A 17,835-nucleotide genomic window follows, 5' to 3' on the forward strand; every position below is an offset into this window, starting at 1 on the left:
GACCTCCCGCGAGGGAGGCCGGGGCCCAGGGTAGTCACACGATCAGTCGCGCGGCTTCTCGACGAGCTCGGTGGTCTCGATCTCGTCACCGATCTGGATGTCGTTGTACTTGCCCAGACCGATACCCGCCTCGAAGTCCGTGCGGACCTCGGTGACGTCGTCCTTGAAGCGACGGAGCGACTCGATGGCCAGCCCGTCCGCGAGGACCACGCCGTCACGGATGACGCGCGCCTTGGCGTTGCGCGTGATCGTGCCGGAGCGGACGATGACACCCGCGATGTTGCCGAACTTCGAGGACCGGAAGACCTCGCGGATCTCGGCGACACCGGACTGCACCTCTTCGTACTCGGGCTTGAGCATGCCCTTGAGGGACTGCTCGATGTCCTCGAGTGCGTTGTAGATGACCGAGTAGAACCGGACGTCGATGCCTTCACGCGCCGCACGCTCACGGGCCTTGACGTCCGGACGGACGTTGAAGCCGATGACGATGGCGTTGTCGATCGTGGCGAGGTCGATGTCCGACTCGGTGATCGCACCCACACCGCGGTGCAGGATGCGCAGCTGGACACTGTCGTCCACCTCGATGTCGAGGAGCGACTGCTCGAGTGCTTCGACAGCACCGGAGACGTCACCCTTGATGATGAGGTTGAGCGAGTCGACCTTGCCCTCTTCGAGTGCACGGGTGAAGTCCTCGAGCGAGATGCGCTTGCGGGCCTTGGCCAGCTGGGCGTTGCGCTCGGCCGCTTCACGCTTCTCAGCGATCTGACGTGCGGTTCGGTCTTCTTCCGTGACGAGGAAGGTGTCACCGGCGCGGGGCACCGAGGACAGGCCCTGCACCTGGACCGGACGACTCGGCGTCGCGGCGGTCACCGGGTTGCCGTCTTCGTCGGCCATCGCACGGACGCGGCCGTAGGCCGTTCCCGCGACGATCGCGTCGCCGACGTGCAGGGTACCCGACTGGATGAGCACCGTGGCGACTGCACCGCGGCCCTTGTCCAGGCGTGCTTCGATCGCGACACCGCGGGCGTCCTTGTCGGGGTTCGCACGCAGGTCGAGCCCGGCGTCAGCGGTGAGCAGCACGGCGTCCAGGAGCTCCTGGATGCCGATGTTCTGCCGCGCGGAGACGTCGACGAACATGACGTCGCCGCCGTACTCCTCGGCCACCAGGTTGTACTCGGTGAGCTGCTGGCGGACCTTGGCCGGGTTCGCGCCTTCCTTGTCGATCTTGTTCACCGCGACCACGATCGGCACGTTGGCCGACTGCGCGTGGTTCAGCGCCTCGATCGTCTGGGGCATGATGCCGTCGTCCGCCGCGACCACGAGGATCGCGATGTCCGTCACCTGCGCACCACGGGCACGCATGGCGGTGAACGCCTCGTGACCCGGGGTGTCGATGAACGTGATCGGACGCTCGATGCCCTCGTGCTCCGCGACGATCTGGTACGCACCGATGTGCTGCGTGATGCCGCCGGCTTCGCCCTCGACCACCTTGGAGTTGCGGATGGCGTCGAGCAGGCGCGTCTTGCCGTGGTCGACGTGACCCATGACGGTGACGACCGGGGGACGCTGCTGCAGGACGGAGTCGTCCTCGTCGGCGTACTCGGCGTCGATGTCGATGTCGAAGCCCTCGAGGAGCTCGCGGTCCTCGTCTTCCGGCGACACGATCTGGATCCTGTAGCCGAGCTCTTCGCCGAGGACCTCGAAGGTCGCCTCGTCGAGGGACTCCGTGGCGGTCGCCATCTCACCGAGGTGGAACAGCACCGTCACGAGGTTGCCGGGGCTCGCGTCGATCTTGTCCGCGAAGTCCGAGATGCTCGCACCACGACGCAGACGGACGACCGTGTTGCCGTCGCCGCGCGGGACCTGCACACCGCCGAGCGACGGCGCCTGCCGCATCTCGTACTCGGCGCGCTTCGTCCGCTTCGACTTGCGGGCACGGCTCTTGCCGCCACCGCGACCGAACGCACCGGCGGTACCACCACCGGGGCCACGGCCACGACCGCCGCCACCGGCGGGACGCGGGCCGCTGAACGCCGGACGCGGGAAACCGCCACCAGCGCCGCCACCGGCACCGGGACGACCGCCACCGGGGCCGCCACGACCGCCGCCACCCTGGCCCGGGCGCTGCCCGAAGCCGTTCGGACGGTTGCCCTGACCGGGACCACCCGGACGCGGAGCACCCGGACGGGGTGCGCCGGGACGCGGGGGCTGCGGACGCGGGATCCCGCCACCACCGGCACCGCCGGCGGGACGCTGACCCATGCCCTGGTTGGACGAGTACGGGTTGTTGCCGGGGCGCGGCGGGCGCGAGCCCATGCCCTGGCTGGACGCGTAGGGGTTGTTGCCCGGACGGGCGCCCGGCTTCGGGCCACCCGGCTTCGGACCGGCCGCCGCGGGCTTCGCGCTGCCCGGCTTGACGGCGTCGTTCTTCGGCGCGCTCGGAGCGTCACCGGAGTCCTTCGGGGCGGCTGCCTTCTCCTCGGCAGCGGCCTTGCGCGCTGCTTCGGCCTCGGCCTGCCGCTGCGCGACGGACTTGGGGGCCGGCGTGACGGGCACGTCGGTGTTCTCGGCCGGCTGCGCGGGGGCTTCGGGCTCCGGGGCCGGAGCGGGACGCTTCGGGCCGGGCTTCGGGCCACCGGGCTTCGGTGCGGCCGACTTCGCCGCCGCCGGAGCGGGGGCTGCTGCGGCTGCGGGCTTCGCGGATGCCGAAGCACCCTCGGCCTGCAGTGCGGCACGGAGCTTCCGTGCCACGGGGGGCTCGACACTCGAGCTCGGTCCCTTGACGAACTCGCCCAGCTCCTTGAGCTTCTCGAGTGCGGTCTTGCTGTCGACGCCGAGCTCGCTTGCGATCTCGTGTACGCGTGGTTTCGCCACTGTTCTCCTTCACGGGTCCCACCCCGTCAAGGGGCAGGACTCACTGGATGATGGGTCTCATTTCGAGCCGCTCATCAGTTGTCCATAAGCCGTTCAGCCTGTTCTGTCGTGTCCGGGCGCTCTTCTGCAACGTCCTGCGCCGCGTGGTTGGGTCCCACGTCGGGCAGGCTCCGCAGGTGATCGAGCACCGCAGACGTGTCCGGTTCACGTTCCAGCCGCAGCGCCCGGCGGAAAGCCTTGCGCTTGACGGCCAGTTCGTACGCTTCGACGGTCGGTGTGAGCCACGCTCCCCGGCCCGGCATGACTGCCTTCGGATCCGCCACCACACGGTCTTCGCCAAGGGCTACGACTCGGAGGAGGCAGGATCGGGGCGCGCGACGACGACTGCCGATGCACGTTCTGACGGCGACCACTCTACTCCTCCCCTCTGACGACCGCGATCCGGCGCGCCCGGATCCGCATCGCCACGGGCGAAACGCCGTGCGCCGACTCGGTCCGACGCGCGTTCTCGGACTTGTCGATCAGGACTCGTCGTCGTCCAGGATGCTGTCCGGCTGGATGTCGATGCGCGCGCCCGTGAGCTTCGCGGCGAGACGGGCGTTCTGCCCTTCCTTGCCGATCGCGAGCGACAGCTGGTAGTCCGGCACCAGGGCGCGGACGGCCTTCGTCGAGACGTCGAGCACGAACGCGCTCGTCACCTTCGCCGGCGACAGCGCGCTCGCCACGAACGTCGCGAGGTCCGGGGACCAGTCCACGATGTCGATCTTCTCGGCACCGAGCTCCGTCGTCACGGCCCGCACGCGGGCGCCGAGCTCACCGATGCAGGCACCCTTGGCGTTCACGCCGGGCTCGTTCGCCTTCACCGCGAGCTTGGTGCGGTGACCGGCTTCGCGGGCCAGCGAGGTGATCTCCACCACGCCGGACGCGATCTCCGGGACCTCGAGCGCGAAGAGCTTCCGGACCAGGCCCGGGTGCGTGCGCGACACGATGATCTGCGGGCCCTTGGGGCCACGGCCGACGCTCGTCACGTACACGCGGATGCGCGAGCCGTGCGCGTAGGTCTCGCCGGGCACCTGCTCCTCGGGGGGCAGGATCGCCTCGACGGTGCCGAGGTCGACGTGCACCATCTTCGGGTTCGGGCCCTGCTGGACCACACCCGCGACGATGTCGCCTTCCTTGCCGCGGAACTGGCCGAGGATCTTGTCGTCGCCGATGTCGCGGAGACGCTGGTTGATGACCTGCTTCGCCGCGAACGCCGCGATGCGACCGAAGTCGCTGGGCTGGTCGACGGCTTCACCGATGACGGTGCCTTCGTCGTCGCGCTCCGGCACGAAGACGCTGACCTCACCGGACTTGCGGTCGAGCTCGACCCGCGACTGCGCGTCCGCCGGCTCGCCGTTCTCGGCGGTGTGCTTGTGGTACGCGGTCAGGATGGCCGACTCGATGATCTGGACGAGTTCTTCGAACGGGATCTCCCGTTCACGCTCCATGAGTCGCAGGACTGCGAGATCGATCTTCACCGAGGGCCTCCGTATTCAGCTGAGTCGCTCCGGCGCACTGGTACCGCGCAGAAGTCGGCGTCCAGACTACCGCACTGCGGGTCGCGGACCGTGCCCGTCAACGGCCTGGAGGCTCGTGGCGGGGCCCGCCACGAGCCTCCAGGCCGTGTTCTCGGTCGCGACCAGTGCGCGACACGCCACCCGCTAGATCGCGCGGACCGCGTCCAGCAGCTCGGCGACCGGCACCTCGGTGCGCTCGCCGCTCGCGCGGTTCCAGAGCTCGACGATGCCGTCGGCCGCGCCGCGACCGGCGACGACGACGATCGGCATGCCGAGGAGCTCGGCGTCGCGGAGCTTCACGCCGGGCGAGACCTTGGGGCGGTCGTCGTAGAGGACGTCGAAGCGGTCGCCTTCGAGCTCGGCGACGACGCTCGTCGCCAGGTCGTAGGCGGTGGTGTCCCTGCCCGTGGCGACCACGTGCACGTCGAACGGTGCGACGTGCTTCGGCCAGGCGAGGCCCTTCTCGTCGTTGTGCGCCTCGGCGAGGATCGCGAGGATGCGCGTCACGCCGATGCCGTACGAGCCCATCGTGACGGTCACGAGCTTGCCGTTCTCGTCCTGCACCTTGAGCCCGAGGGCCTCGGCGTACTTGCGGCCGAGCTGGAAGACGTGCCCGATCTCCATGCCGCGCGCGGTCTCGAGCGGGCCGGAGCCGTCGGGTGCCGGGTCGCCGGCGCGGACGTCGGAGACCTCGGCGACGCCGTCGGCGACGAAGTCACGGCCGGCGACCAGGCCGGACACGTGCACGCCGCGCTCGTTCGCACCGGTGAGCCACGCGGTGCCGTCGACGACCCGCGGGTCGACGAAGTAACGGATGCCGGTCGCACTGTCGGCGCCGAGCACCTGCGGGCCGATGTAGCCCTTCACGAGGCCCTTGTGCTTCCGGAAGTCTTCGTCGCCGGCGGCTTCGACCTCGGCCGGGGCGAACGCCACCTCGGCGCGCTTGAGGTCCACGTCGCGGTCGCCGGGGAGGCCGACCACGACGACCTCACGCGTGCCGTCGAGGTGGGTCAGCGCCAGCACGACGTTCTTCAGCGTGTCGGCAGCGGTCCACGGCGCGCCGTCGCGCGGGGCGACCTGGTTCGCGTGGTCGACGAGCGTCTGGATGGTCGGGGTGTCCGCGGCGGGGAGCAGCACCGGCTCGGGCTGGCCGTCGATCGGCAGCGCGGCGGGGACCGGGGTGACGTAGGCCTCGACGTTGGCCGCGTAGCCGCCGGCGCTCCGGACGAACGTGTCCTCCCCGACGGCGATCGGGTGCAGGAACTCCTCGGACTTGGAGCCGCCCATCGCGCCGGCGTCGGCCTTGACGATCGCGTACTCGAGGCCGAGGCGGGCGAAGATGCGCTCGTAGGCGTCGCGCATCGTCTGGTAGCTCGTGTCGAGCCCCTCGTCGGTGACGTCGAAGGAGTAGGCGTCCTTCATCGTGAACTCGCGGCCGCGGAGGAGACCCGCACGGGGCCGCGCTTCATCGCGGTACTTGTCCTGGATCTGGAACAGCGTGACGGGGAGGTCCTTGTACGAGGAGTACAGGTCCTTCACCAGGAGCGCGAAGAGCTCTTCGTGCGTCGGGGCGAGGAGGTAGTCGGCGCCCTTGCGGTCCTGCAGACGGAAGATGCCGTCGCCGTACTCGGTCCAGCGGTTCGTCGCCTCGTACGGCTCGCGCGGGGCGAGCGCCGGCAGCAGCACCTCTTGCGCACCGGCCGCCTGCATCTCGTCGCGGATGATCCCCTCGATGCGCGCGCGGACGCGGAGCCCGAGCGGCAGCCAGGCGAAGATGCCGGGGGCCTGGCGACGGATGTACCCGGCGCGGACGAGCAGCTTGGCGCTCGTCACCTCGGCGTCGGAGGGGTCGTCGCGGAGCGTACGGAGGAACAGATGCGAAAGCCGAGTGACCACGGGGCAAGCCTAGCGGCGGTGCCGGAGCCTGCTCGCGCGCCTGGCTACGAGGTGACGACGAGCGGCTTGCCGGTCTCGGCTGCCGGGCCCATCTCGTCGGCGAGGCGGTTCGCCTCTTCGATGAGGGTCGCGACGATCTCGGACTCCGGCACGGTCTTGATGACCTGGCCCTTGACGAAGATCTGGCCCTTGCCGTTGCCGGAGGCGACACCGAGGTCGGCTTCGCGGGCTTCACCGGGACCGTTCACGACGCAGCCCATCACGGCGACGCGCAGCGGGACGGTCATGCCCTCGAGCCCCGAGGTGACGTCGTTCGCGAGCTGGTAGACGTCGACCTGCGCGCGGCCGCAGCTCGGGCAGGAGACGATCTCGAGCTTGCGTTCGCGGAGGTTCAGCGACTGCAGGATCTGCAGGCCGACCTTCACCTCCTGCGCAGGGGGTGCCGACAGGGACACGCGGATGGTGTCGCCGATGCCTTCACCGAGGAGGATGCCGAACGCCGTGGCGCTCTTGATCGTGCCCTGGAACTCCGGGCCGGCCTCGGTCACGCCGAGGTGCAGCGGCCAGTCACCGCGCTCGGCGAGCTGGCGGTACGCCTTGACCATCACGATCGGGTCGTTGTGCTTGACCGAGATCTTGAAGTCGTGGAAGTCGTGCTCCTCGAACAGGGACGCTTCCCACACCGCGGACTCGACGAGCGCTTCCGGGGTGGCCTTGCCGTACTTCTGGAGCAGGCTCGGTTCGAGCGACCCGGCGTTCACGCCGATGCGGAGGCTGACGTTCGCCGCCTTGGCCGCGGCCGCGATGGCGCCGACCTGGTCGTCGAACTTGCGGATGTTGCCCGGGTTCACGCGGACCGCGGCGCAGCCGGCGTCGATCGCCTGGAAGACGTACTTCGGCTGGAAGTGGATGTCCGCGATGACCGGGATCTGCGACTTCTTCGCGATGATCGGCAGCGCGTCGGCGTCGTCCTGGCTGGGGACGGCCACGCGCACGATGTCGCAGCCGGAGGCGGTGAGCTCGGCGATCTGCTGCAGGGTCGCGTTGATGTTCGTCGTCGGGGTCGTGGTCATCGACTGCACGGACACCGGCGCGTCACCACCGACCAGCACCTTGCCGACCCTGATCTGGCGGGACTTGCGGCGGGGGGCGAGGGTTTCGGGGGCCTTGGGCATACCGAGATTCACTGCGGGCACGATTCGAACTCTACGCGCTCGTGCCGACACGACCGCGCGCTGGCTCACAGGGTGTCGACGACGGTGACGAGCGGGCCGTACAGCCGCATCACGTCGAGCGCCCGTTCGTGGTCCGCGTCGCTGACCCCGGCGCACGCGTCCGCCACGACGGTCACCCGGACGCCGGCGTCCGCCGCCGCCAACGCGGTCGACAGCACGCAGCAGTCGGTCGAGACGCCGGTGAGCACCAGGTGCTGCTGGTCACCGACGACGGCCTGGAGGCTCGTCCCCCACTTGCCGAACGTCGTCGCGGTGACGACGGGGCCGTCCAGTGCCGCGAACGGCTCCGTCAGGTCGTACAGCGGGTCGTCCGCGGGCACCAGCGCGAAGGGCCAGTCCCGGTAGTAGTCGACCCACGCACCCTGCGGGTGCACCGGCGCGACGAAGCGGGTGCACACCGTGCGGCCGGCGAACCGCGGCATGAGGCGCTCGATGCCCGCTGCGGCTCGGTCGTACCCCGGGGTCGCCCAGGGGCTGTCCCCGGTGAACACGTGCTGCATGTCGATCGCGACGAGCCAGGCGTCGTCGGTGTCCAGCTGGGTCATGCCCGGGGCTCCGGCGCGCTCGTCCGCGGCTCGTGCGCGCTCGTCCCGGACTCCCGCGTGACCGTCCTGGCCTCCTGGCGCCGGATCGCGCCGCGGGAGAAGAGCGTGCCGACGAAGCCGACGACCAGGGCCACGAGCACGCCGAGGTTCGCGTACGCCCACGCGCCGTCCCGCCCGCCGAGGCCGAACGGCTCCAGCAGGTACCCCTGCCAGTTGAGCCAGGACGGCACGCCGTACGTGTTCGTCACGAGCCCCCAGCCGAGCGCGGTCCCGAGGACGACGAGCCCGATCGCGCCCCACCGGACGTCGCCGTAGCGGCCACGGCGGTCGTGCAGCTCCGCCTCGGCGTACGCCGTCCGGCGCAGGACGACGTCGGCGACGAACACCCCGCACCAGGCGGCGATCGGGACACCGAGCGTGACGAGGAACGCCTGGAACGGCGAGATGAAGTCGGTGGCGAAGAACACCACGTACACGGCGCCGGCGATCATGAACACGCCGTCCACCCCGGCCGCCACCGGCCGCGGGATCCGGATGCCCGCGCTCAGGAGCGCCAGGCCCGACGAGTAGATGTCGAGCACCGCGCCGCCGACGAGCCCGAGGATCGCGACGATCGCGAACGGGATGAGGAACCAGACCGGCAGCAGCGTCGTCAGCGCCCCGATCGGGTCGGCGCTGATCGCCGTGTTGAGGTCCTTCGACGAGCCGGCGAGCAGGATCCCGACGACGACCAGGACGGCCGGCGCGAGCGCACCGCCGAAGGTCGTCCACCAGACCACGCCACCGGTCGAGGACGAGCGCGGCAGGTACCGGGAGTAGTCCGCCGCGGCGTTCACCCAGCCGAGCCCGAAGCCGGTCATCACGAGGACGAGGGCGCCTATCACGTTCTGCGCGCTGCCCGCCGGCAGGGCCCCGATCGCGCCGAGGTCGATCGACGGTGCGACGAGCACGATGTAGACGACCGTCAGGACCGCGGTGATGACGGTGATCCACGTCTGGAGGCGCATGATCACGTCGAACCCGGCGATGCCCGCGCCGATCACGAGCGCGGCGACGACGACCAGGGCGACGAGCTTCGTCACCACACCGTCGTCCCAGCCCAGCTCGCGGAAGACCGTCGACGTCGCGAGGACCGCCAGCGCTGCCAGCGACGTCTCCCACCCGACGGTGAGGATCCAGCTGAGGAACGACGGCAGCCGGTTCCCCCGGACACCGAACGCGGCACGGCTGAGGACCATCGTCGGGGCGGACCCACGCTTGCCGGCGATCGCGACGATCCCGCAGAGCAGGAACGAGAACACGACGCCGACGACCGCGACGATCGTGGCCTGGGCCGCGGAGATCCCGAAGCCGAGGACGAACGAGCCGTAGCTCAGGCCGAGCACGGAGATGTTCGCCGCGAACCACGGCCAGAACAGCCCGCGCGGGCGCCCCTTCCGCTCGGACTCGGCGATGACGTCGATGCCCTGCCGCTCGACGGTTCGGACCTCGGGCGCTGTGCTCATGGGCTGAGCGTAGCGGCGTCGTGCGTCCTGGTACCGGCGCGGGCTAGCCGAAGAGGTTGACCGGCCGGACGATGTCGGCGTAGATCAGCAGCGCGCTCATCCCGGCGAGGAGCACCACGACCGCCATCGTCAGCGGCATCGTCTTCGCGAGGTCGATCGGACCCGGGTCCGCCTTGCCGACGAGCTTGAACGACCGGCGCTTCACGGCCTCCCACAGTGCACCCGCGATGTGCCCGCCGTCGAGCGGCAGGAGCGGCACCATGTTGAGGACGAACAGCCCGATGTTCAGCGAGGCGAGCAGACCGAGGATCGTGTAGATCTTGTCGACCACCGGCACGCCGCTCATCGAGGACACCGTGCCGATCGCACGACCGACGCCGACCACCGAGACCGGGCTGTCGGCGGAGCGCGCCTGGCTGCCGAACGCCGCGTTCCACACCGCGACGAGCCGCTGCGGCAGGTCGATGATGAGGTGCGCGGACGCGGCGATCTGCGCGCCGGTCGCCGGCAGGACCGAGGTCACGGGCTGCCGCACCAGCGTCTGGCCGATCGACACGCCGACCACGCCGACCTGCTGCGTCTTCGTGGTGCCGTCGTCGTTCTCGACGACCTTGCCCTCGGCGTCGTAGACGTCGCGGGTGGCGAGGGCCGGCGTGACCTCGAGCGTCTTCCGCGAGCCGTCACGCTCGACGACGACCGTGACCGACTTGCCCGCCGCCTTCTGGAACGTGTCCGACACCTGGGTGATGGTCGGGTCCTCGATCCCGCCGACCGCCAGGACGACGTCACCGGACTCGATGCCGGCTTCCTTCGCCGGGGACACCGCGTCGTCCGGGGAGCACGTCGTGGTCGCCGTCGTCGGCAGCACGCAGTCGACGCTCGAGGTGAACGTCGTCGTCGGGGCGCCGAAGCCGACCAGCAGCACGCCGAAGAGCACGATCCCGATCACGAGGTTCATCGCCGGGCCCGCGACCATCACGATGATGCGCTTCCACGGCGTGAGCCGGTAGAACGCACGGGAGTCGTCCCCGCCGGCCTCGGCGATCTGCTCGGCACTGGCCTGGCGGGCGTCCTGCACGAACGCGCTGTACATGCCGGTGTTCGTGATCGCCCGGCCCGAGGCGCGGGGCTTCAGCATCCCGACCATGGAGATGTAGCCACCCAGCAGGATCGGTCGGATGCCGTACTCGGTCTCGCCGCGACGGAACGACCACATCGCCTTGCCGAACCCGAGCGAGTACTGCGTCACCTTGACGCGGAACAGCTTCGCGAACGCGAGGTGACCGAGCTCGTGGAGCCCGATCGAGATCAGCAGGCCGACGATGAAGACGACCACGCCGAGGACGAAGAGGAGCACGGTTCCGACGGTCACCGGACGAGCGTACGGGACGCAGCCAAAGAACCAGCCGAGCGTGCGCTGGGTGGTGGGTCGAGCCTCCCGGCCAGATGCGCGTCAGGGCCGCCCGTCGGTCAGCGTGCCAACGCGCGGTCGGCGGCGTCGCGCGCCCAGCGCTCCGCGGCGAGCACACCCTCGAGGGACGACTCCCCCGGCGTGTGCGACTCCACGATCCGCTCGACCGTGTCCACGATGTCGAGGAACCCGATCGCACCGGCGTGGAACGCCGCGACCGCCTGCTCGTTCGCCGCGTTGAAGACCGCCGGGTAGGTGCCGCCGAGCTCCCCAACCCGCTTCGCGAGCGCGACCGCGCCGAATGCGTCGGTGTCGAGCGGTTCGAACGTCCAGGTGCTCGCCGTCGTCCAGTCGAGCGGGACGCCCACACCGGGCACGCGGTGCGGCCATGCCAGACCGAGCGCGATCGGCAGGCGCATGTCCGGCGGTGAGGCCTGCGCGATCGTCGAACCGTCGGTGAACTCGACCATCGAGTGCACGATCGACTGCGCGTGCACCGTGACGTCGATGCGGTCGTAGGGGACGCCGAAGAGCAGGTGCGCCTCGATCACCTCGAGGCCCTTGTTCACCAGCGTCGCCGAGTTCGTGGTGACCACGAGGCCCATGTCCCACGTCGGGTGGGCGAGCGCCTCGGCCGGGGTGACGCCCTGCAGCTCGTCGCGGGAACGGCCACGGAACGGTCCGCCGCTCGCCGTCAGGACCAGGCGCCGGACCTCGGTGTCGGTGCCGGAACGGAGCGCCTGCGCGATGGCGGAGTGCTCGCTGTCGACCGGGACGATCTGGCCGGGCGCCGCGGCAGCCTGCACGAGCGCGCCGCCGACGATCAGGCTCTCCTTGTTCGCCAGGGCCAGCGTCGCGCCGGTCTCGAGCGTGGCGAGCGTCGGGCCGAGGCCGACCGAGCCGGTGATGCCGTTGAGGACGACGTCCGCCTCGACGCTCCGGACGAGGTGCTCGGCGTCGGCGGCGCCGAGTGCGGTGTCGCGGACGCCGTGGGCGGCGGCCTGTTCGGCCATGAGGTCGGCGTTGGACCCCGCGGTGAGGCCGACGACCTCGAAGCGGTCGGGGTTCCGCTCGATGACGTCGAGCGCCTGGGTGCCGATCGACCCCGTGCTGCCGAGGAGGACGACGCGGCGGCGGTCTGGAGAAGTGGTCACCGTCTCAATGTACCCACCTCGTCTCGGGCCCTGCCGACCTCCGGTGTTCCACATCTGTACGGCGGCATACCAGGGCCTGCTATCGTGCGACGATGCTCTCACGCCGCACGAGGACCACCACCAAGCAGTGCGCCGTCGTGGTCGCCACCGGCGTGCTGGCGGTCGGCGTCGCCGTACTGCCACCGACCAGTCACGCCCGCTCCACGTTCGAGACGTCTCCGGACCCGCGACTCGCGGCGTTGGTCGGCCGGCAGTCCGAGGAGACCATCGCCCGGATCATGGACGGTGGAGGCGAAGTCGAGGCGCTCGTCGACCCGGACACCGGCCAGGTCCTGGCCGCCTACCGGTCATCCGCGCGGTTCTTCATCCAGCCGCAGTGACTCATCCGGTTGCCGAGGAAGCCGGCCCCTGCGTCAGCCCTTGGCGAGGATGTCGACGACGAAGACGAGCGTCGCGTTCTTCGGGATGTCCGAGCCCTCGGGCGGCGTCGAGCCGTAACCGTCGGTCGGCGTGACGACGATCATCACCTGGGAACCGATCTTCTGGCCGACGAGACCAGTCACGAAGCCCTTGATGAGGGACCCCTCGGCGACCGTGAACGTCGTCGGCGCACCCTTCGACCAGGAGGAGTCGAACTCCTTGCCCGTGTCGTAGAGGACGCCCTTGTACTGCACGAGTGCGGTGTCGCCGTCGGCGATCTCGTCACCGGTGCCCTGCTTGATGACCTCGGCCGTGGTCTTCGACGGCGCGTCCACCTTCGGGATCGTGATCTCCGGCTCGCCGTCGGCCTTGTCCTTCACGGTCGGGAGCTTCGGGTCCTGGGTCTGCGCCGCACCCGTGGACTTGGTCGGCGTCTGCGCGATGACGTCCGCGACGACGACGATGTTGCCGCCCGTGTTGAAGCCGAGCGCCGAGGAAGCACCGACGGCAGCGATGCGGTCGCCGACGTGCGAGCAGGCGAGCAGAGCGCCGAAGCCGGTCCCGCCGACGGAGAGCACCTGCGCGTTGCCCTGGTCGAAGCCGACCGTGCCGAGCGCCTTCGCCGTGGACGCCTTGTAGACGCTGTAGGCGACCTGGACGTAGTCGCCGTCCTTCAGTGCCGCGCCGGAACCCTTGATCACGGTGGTGGCCTGCGGCGGGGTCGCCTTCAGGCCCTTGTCGAACGTGACCGTCGGGGCCTTCGTGCCACCGAAGTCACCGGAGACGTCGATCGCGGCGGAGGACTTGCCGGGCTTCGGGCAGCTGGTGATCGCGGAGGCCGTCGCGCTCGCGGAGGCGGTGGCGGACGCAGAGGCGTCGCTCGAGCCGGAGCCGGAGCAGGCGGCGAGCCCGAGGACGACGACGGGAACGAGGGCGATCGGGAGCAGGCGGAGACGCTTCACGGGGACCTAGTCTGCCTCACGCTTCGATGAGTCCGCTCCGAGTGCGTCTGCGTCGACGGTCTCCTGCACGCGGGTCACCGGCTCGTGGTGCACCGGGAACGCGACGGAGCGGGCGATGAAGCAGAGGGCGTTCGCGGCGGCGTGGGCGGCCTCGGCGTCCGCGACCCGGTCCGCCTCGGCGATGGTCACGACGGGGTGCAGCGTCGCGCCGGTCAGCTCGCCGGAACCGTCGCGGTTGAGGTTCAGCGTCGCGGTCGCACGGTCTTCGTACGCGAGGACCGTGAAGCCCTGCGTGACGGCGACGTGCAGGTAGCTGAGCATGTGGCACTGCGCGAGCGCGGCGGTGACGAGCTCCTCCGGGTTCCAGCGGTCGCGGTCGCCGCGGAACGTCGGGTCGGCCGAACCGGGCAGGTCCGGCTTGTCCGCGGCGGTGACGACGTGCTCGCGGCCGTACTCGCGGTACCCGCTGGTGCCGGTCCCGCGGTCGCCGGTCCACCGGATCGCGACTTCGTAGCTGTGGTCCTGCATGGCAACTCCCTGGTCCGTCGGCGTGCGGTGCGGTGCCGAGCCGTCCATCGGCGTGCGGTGCGCCACCGAGCCGTCCATCGGCGTGCGGTGCGCCACCGAGCCGTCCGTCGGCGTCGTTCGGTCTCGGTACGATCGTCGACATGACGGGAAGCACCGATGTCCGCACCGACCGCCATCCTCTCACCGCAGCGGGGTCCGTCGAGCTGGCGGTGCTCGAGCGCTCCGGGTTCGACGAGAGCCGCCACGTCGGCGCCGGTGTCGTCGTCGATGCCAGCGGCACGGTGATCGACTCCGTCGGGGACATCGGCGCGAGCATCTACCCGCGGTCCACGATGAAGCCGTTCCAGGCGCTGGCGGTCCGCCGTGCGGGTGCGGTGTTCCACGACGCCGAACTCGTCCTCACCACGGCGAGCCACGCTGGGACGCCGTCGCACCAGGCGGTCGTGCAGCACATGCTCGAGTCCTTCGACCACGTCGAGGCCGACCTGGGGTGTCCGCCGGACATGCCCTACGACCGCGCCACCGGACGCACCATGACCGAGCCACGGCGCCTGACGATGAACTGCTCCGGCAAGCACGCCGGCATGCTCGCCGCCTGCCGGGTGAACGGCTGGGACGACGCCACCTACCTCGACATCGACCACCCGATGCAGCGCATCGTGCGTTCCACCGTGGAGGACGCCACCGGCGAGACCGTCGACGTCGTCGGCATCGACGGGTGCGGTGCTCCGGTGTTCCCGCTGACGCTCACCGGTCTGGCTCGGGGCATCGCCGGCCTGGTGCAGCGCGCCGACGCCGACTCCGCGGAGCTCACCGACGCGGTGCTCGCGAACGCGTGGGCGATCGACGGCGTGGGCCGCGCGAACACCGTCACGATCGAGCGGCTCGGGCTCGTCGCGAAGCTGGGCGCCGAGGGCGTCATGGTGATGGGGAAGCCCGGCGGGGCGGCCGTCGTCGTCAAGGTCCTCGACGGAGCGCTCCGCGCCGGGACCCTCGCCGCGCTGACCCTGCTGGAGCGCAACGGGGTCGTCCCGGCGGACGGCGTGGCCGACGTGCTCGCGGCCACCGGCGAGAAGGTGCTCGGCGGCGGGGTGCGCGTCGGGGCGATCCGACCGGGTGCCGGGCTGCGCTGACCCGCGCTCGGTCACGGCGGAGCAGCCGGGCCGTCGAGGACCGGCAGGCGTGGCAGGACCCGCGTGCTCGCGCGCGCGTCCGGGTCGCTGCGGACCGCGCACCCGTAGCGCGTGACGTCGATGGTCGGCGACCGCTGCCGCGGGGTGCTCCGGAGGTCGGGCACCAGCACGACCGACCCCACGCGCTGGCCCGCCTGGTCGACGACCACCGCGACGCCGACTCCGTCGGGCAGCGCACCCGCTGACGGACCGACCGTGCGGAGTTCGTCGTCACCCGTGGCACAGCGACCGAGTTCGGCAGCCAGGGCCACGAACACCCCGACCGCGAGCGCGCCCCGACCGACGACGACGATGCCGGTCGCCGCGTCGAGTCCGACCGGGCTGCCGTCGGACGCCGACCCCACCGACAGTGCACGCGGGTCGGCGGCCGCCGGTGCACTCGTTTCCGACGCGGTTGGTGCGCGGATGTCGACCGCGGCGACGTCAGAGCGTGTGGGAACGCTCCGCACGAGCAAGGCGATGACCACCAGGCAGGCGGCGGCAGCCAGCGTGGCGACGGCGCCGACGAACCGGTCGGACCCGACCACGGCGAGCATGACCGCTGCCACGATCACCACGCTCCGGACGAGCACCACCCTCATGCGCACCAGTCCAGCGCACCCGTTGCCCCACGGACGCAGATCGACGGCACCGGTGGAGAACCGATGCCGTCGACGTGCCTGTGCAGGAACGGAGCGCTGTGCAGGCGCGGGTCACTGCACGAGGAAGAACTGCTCCCCCACGTCCACGCGCGCGCCGCGCTCGACACGGTAACGACGACCAGGCTCGCACCGACGGATGGACCCGTCGATGTGCCGGATCACCGAACCGTTGCCGGAGAACCGGTCCGACACCCACAGGTCGTCCCCGTCGCGCCCGAGCTCGAGGTGCGTCTTCGACACGGACTTGCCCGGGTCGTGGATCGTCAGCAGGTCGTCGAACCGCTCGCCCGGCTCCGGTCGGGGCAGGCGCCCGAGGAGTCCGGTGCCGTGGACCCCGAGTCGCTCGCCGGTGCTGAAGTGCAGGACGAAGGGTGCGCGGGTCGGCGTCTTCGTGACGATGCGGGTCTCGTCCACGTCCTCGTCGAGCTGGGCGCTCTCGTCGGCGTCGGAGCTCGAGGGGGCGGCGTCCTCCGCTGGCTGCGGGAGCTCCGGCGTGGCTGCGCCGGGGATCGGCGGGAGCGGTGCGGCGGTCGGCACCATCGGCGTCGCGGAGAGAACCGGGCCGGACTCGTCCGGTGCGGGGACCGAGGACGGTGCGGTCGGTGATGCGGGGACCGAGGGTTCGTCGACCGACGAGTCGACGGACGGGGCGTCGGCCGGGGCGTCGGACATGACCGAATCCGCCACCTCGTCCGCGACGATCTCGTCGAGCTGCTCGGCGACCTCGTCGTCCTCGTCGTCCTCGTCGTCGTCCGCGATCTCGTCGACGATCTCGTCGTCGGCGACCACGTCGTCCTGCGCCGCCCAGTCCGGGCGGGCGATCGGGAGCGGCATCACGGGGCCCGTGAAGGCAGCGGTCACGGCCGGGCGGACCGCCCCGCACTCGTTGCAGAAGATGTCGTCCGGCTCGAGTCGACTGCCGCACACGTGGCACGTCGTCGGCTGCGATCCCGGCTGCACCAGCGGCGTGGGGCGCGGTGGGCGCCGGTCGATCAGCGGCTCGACGGCCACGGTGTCCCCCGCACGAGGAGCCTCGGGCGCTTCGGGAGCAGCAGGCGCTACGGGTGCGGCGGAGTCCGTCGGCGACGGCGCCTCCGTGGGCGCAGCAACTGCGTCGTCTGCGGTGGCGGCGGCACCGTCGGCCGGAGCCGCGGCGGCCTCGTCGGTCGACGCGGAGTCGTCGGTGACCGGAGCGGCTTCCTCGGCCGGCTCGTCGGTCGCGCGGCCGATCCACCATGACGGAGCGCTCGGCGCCGGTGCGGCGGCAGGTTCCTCGGGTGCAGCCCAGAACGGCACCGCGGACTCCGCGGGAGCTGCGGGAGCAAGATCGGCCGGAGCAGGGGCAGGAGCAGGAGCAGGAGCTGGAGCGACGGGCGACGGGGCGGCTGCCGACGGCACCACGGGCGGCGCGTCCGCACGCGGCGCGACCCGGGTGATCTCCGGGTCGTCCTCGGCGAGGGCGGGTTCTGCGGGGAACGCATCGGGGTCGAGCGGCGGTTCAGCGGGCGCGGACGCCTGGACGGAGTCCACCGCGTCGACGGGGTCGGCGGCGTCGGCCGAGTCGGGCGCCCCGGTCCACTCGCCGAGTCCGCTGCCGGCACCGTGCACGTGCGTCGGCGCCGAGCGCGGTGCGAAGGAGTCCGGCGTCTGCACCGGGACCGGCGCGACCGGCTCGTTCCGGCGACGGTCGGCGCCGGTCAGCCACGCGCGGGTCGCCGGGTCGAGCGTCGACTCCGGCAGCCACGCCTCGGCGGCAGGGTCGGGCCGGCGCCCGTGCGGGTCGGGCTGCTGGAGCGGCGGCGGGGTGCCCCGATCGACGGGCTCGGGGGCGACGGTCCGGCGGCTGGACGCCGTGTTCACCGCACGCCCGCACTCACCGCAGAAGATCGCCCCGTCGGGGAGCACCGATCCG

Annotated in this window: 15 protein-coding genes; 2 read left to right on the top strand and 13 right to left on the bottom strand. The window is 71.2% G+C overall.

All coding sequences use genetic code 11. The features are described 5' to 3' along the window. Positions 1 to 42 precede the first annotated feature (42 nt). From infB to dxr, 9 genes are all read right to left on the bottom strand, one after another. Entirely contained in the window at positions 43 to 2,874 is a 2,832-nt protein-coding gene (infB, locus tag EDF55_RS03920; RefSeq protein ID WP_123653582.1) for a translation initiation factor IF-2, read from the bottom strand. A 74-nt stretch (positions 2,875 to 2,948) separates the two neighbouring features. Next, positions 2,949 to 3,287, bottom strand: a complete 339-nt coding sequence (locus EDF55_RS03925) for a YlxR family protein (protein WP_123653583.1) — start codon at positions 3,285 to 3,287, stop codon at positions 2,949 to 2,951. Between the two features lie 108 nt (positions 3,288 to 3,395). Further along, a complete protein-coding gene (gene nusA, locus EDF55_RS03930; RefSeq protein WP_123653584.1) occupies positions 3,396 to 4,394 on the bottom strand; it encodes a transcription termination factor NusA in 999 nt (332 codons plus the stop codon). A gap of 183 nt (positions 4,395 to 4,577) precedes the next feature. Then, a complete protein-coding gene (locus EDF55_RS03935; RefSeq protein ID WP_123653585.1) occupies positions 4,578 to 6,329 on the bottom strand; it encodes a proline--tRNA ligase in 1,752 nt (583 codons plus the stop codon). Positions 6,330 to 6,373: 44 nt separating this feature from the next. Continuing rightward, a complete protein-coding gene (gene ispG / locus EDF55_RS03940; RefSeq protein WP_123653871.1) occupies positions 6,374 to 7,504 on the bottom strand; it encodes a flavodoxin-dependent (E)-4-hydroxy-3-methylbut-2-enyl-diphosphate synthase in 1,131 nt (376 codons plus the stop codon). A 65-nt stretch (positions 7,505 to 7,569) separates the two neighbouring features. Continuing rightward, entirely contained in the window at positions 7,570 to 8,109 is a 540-nt protein-coding gene (locus tag EDF55_RS03945) for a cysteine hydrolase family protein (protein WP_123653586.1), read from the bottom strand. Next, positions 8,106 to 9,614, bottom strand: coding sequence for a cytosine permease (locus EDF55_RS03950; protein WP_123653587.1), 1,509 nt, complete (start codon positions 9,612 to 9,614; stop codon positions 8,106 to 8,108). Before EDF55_RS03950 ends, EDF55_RS03945 begins: the two co-directional genes overlap by 4 nt. A gap of 43 nt (positions 9,615 to 9,657) precedes the next feature. Then, complete coding sequence (locus tag EDF55_RS03955) at positions 9,658 to 10,986, bottom strand: RIP metalloprotease (RefSeq protein ID WP_185017096.1); 1,329 nt, start codon at positions 10,984 to 10,986, stop codon at positions 9,658 to 9,660. Between the two features lie 98 nt (positions 10,987 to 11,084). Continuing rightward, positions 11,085 to 12,179, bottom strand: a complete 1,095-nt coding sequence (gene dxr / locus EDF55_RS03960; RefSeq protein WP_123653588.1) for a 1-deoxy-D-xylulose-5-phosphate reductoisomerase — start codon at positions 12,177 to 12,179, stop codon at positions 11,085 to 11,087. Positions 12,180 to 12,271: 92 nt separating this feature from the next. Here dxr and EDF55_RS03965 point away from each other — a divergent pair, with 92 nt between their 5' ends. Next, complete coding sequence (locus EDF55_RS03965) at positions 12,272 to 12,559, top strand: hypothetical protein (protein ID WP_123653589.1); 288 nt, start codon at positions 12,272 to 12,274, stop codon at positions 12,557 to 12,559. 33 nt (positions 12,560 to 12,592) lie between these two features. Here the strand turns inward: EDF55_RS03965 and EDF55_RS03970 are convergent, their stop codons facing one another. Then, positions 12,593 to 13,561, bottom strand: coding sequence for an FKBP-type peptidyl-prolyl cis-trans isomerase (locus EDF55_RS03970; RefSeq protein ID WP_123653590.1), 969 nt, complete (start codon positions 13,559 to 13,561; stop codon positions 12,593 to 12,595). Between the two features lie 6 nt (positions 13,562 to 13,567). Continuing rightward, on the bottom strand, positions 13,568 to 14,185 hold the full coding sequence (locus tag EDF55_RS03975) for an OsmC family protein (protein WP_311317141.1): 618 nt from the start codon (positions 14,183 to 14,185) through the stop codon (positions 13,568 to 13,570). Positions 14,186 to 14,229: 44 nt separating this feature from the next. On the opposite strand from EDF55_RS03975, the gene EDF55_RS03980 reads away from it, so the two are divergent. Further along, complete coding sequence (locus EDF55_RS03980; protein ID WP_123653591.1) at positions 14,230 to 15,222, top strand: asparaginase; 993 nt, start codon at positions 14,230 to 14,232, stop codon at positions 15,220 to 15,222. A gap of 11 nt (positions 15,223 to 15,233) precedes the next feature. Here the strand turns inward: EDF55_RS03980 and EDF55_RS03985 are convergent, their stop codons facing one another. Together EDF55_RS03985 and EDF55_RS03990 are read right to left on the bottom strand one after the other, a co-directional pair. Then, positions 15,234 to 15,863: a hypothetical protein gene (locus EDF55_RS03985; RefSeq protein ID WP_123653592.1), complete on the bottom strand. Its 630-nt coding sequence runs from the start codon at positions 15,861 to 15,863 to the stop codon at positions 15,234 to 15,236. A 111-nt stretch (positions 15,864 to 15,974) separates the two neighbouring features. Continuing rightward, a complete protein-coding gene (locus EDF55_RS03990) occupies positions 15,975 to 17,828 on the bottom strand; it encodes a hypothetical protein (protein ID WP_123653593.1) in 1,854 nt (617 codons plus the stop codon). Positions 17,829 to 17,835: the final 7 nt, after the last annotated feature.

Source organism: Curtobacterium sp. ZW137, from assembly GCF_003762905.1.
In the GTDB taxonomy this organism is placed as follows: Bacteria; Actinomycetota; Actinomycetes; order Actinomycetales; family Microbacteriaceae; genus Curtobacterium.

Coding starts and splice junctions, on each gene's coding strand:
- ispG (WP_123653871.1), bottom strand. CDS start 7,504: ATGCCCAAGGCCCCCGAAACCCTCGCCCCCCGCCGCAAGTCCCGCCAG.
- EDF55_RS03945 (WP_123653586.1), bottom strand. CDS start 8,109: ATGACCCAGCTGGACACCGACGACGCCTGGCTCGTCGCGATCGACATG.
- EDF55_RS03950 (WP_123653587.1), bottom strand. CDS start 9,614: ATGAGCACAGCGCCCGAGGTCCGAACCGTCGAGCGGCAGGGCATCGAC.
- EDF55_RS03965 (WP_123653589.1), top strand. CDS start 12,272: ATGCTCTCACGCCGCACGAGGACCACCACCAAGCAGTGCGCCGTCGTG.
- EDF55_RS03980 (WP_123653591.1), top strand. CDS start 14,230: ATGACGGGAAGCACCGATGTCCGCACCGACCGCCATCCTCTCACCGCA.
- EDF55_RS03985 (WP_123653592.1), bottom strand. CDS start 15,863: ATGAGGGTGGTGCTCGTCCGGAGCGTGGTGATCGTGGCAGCGGTCATG.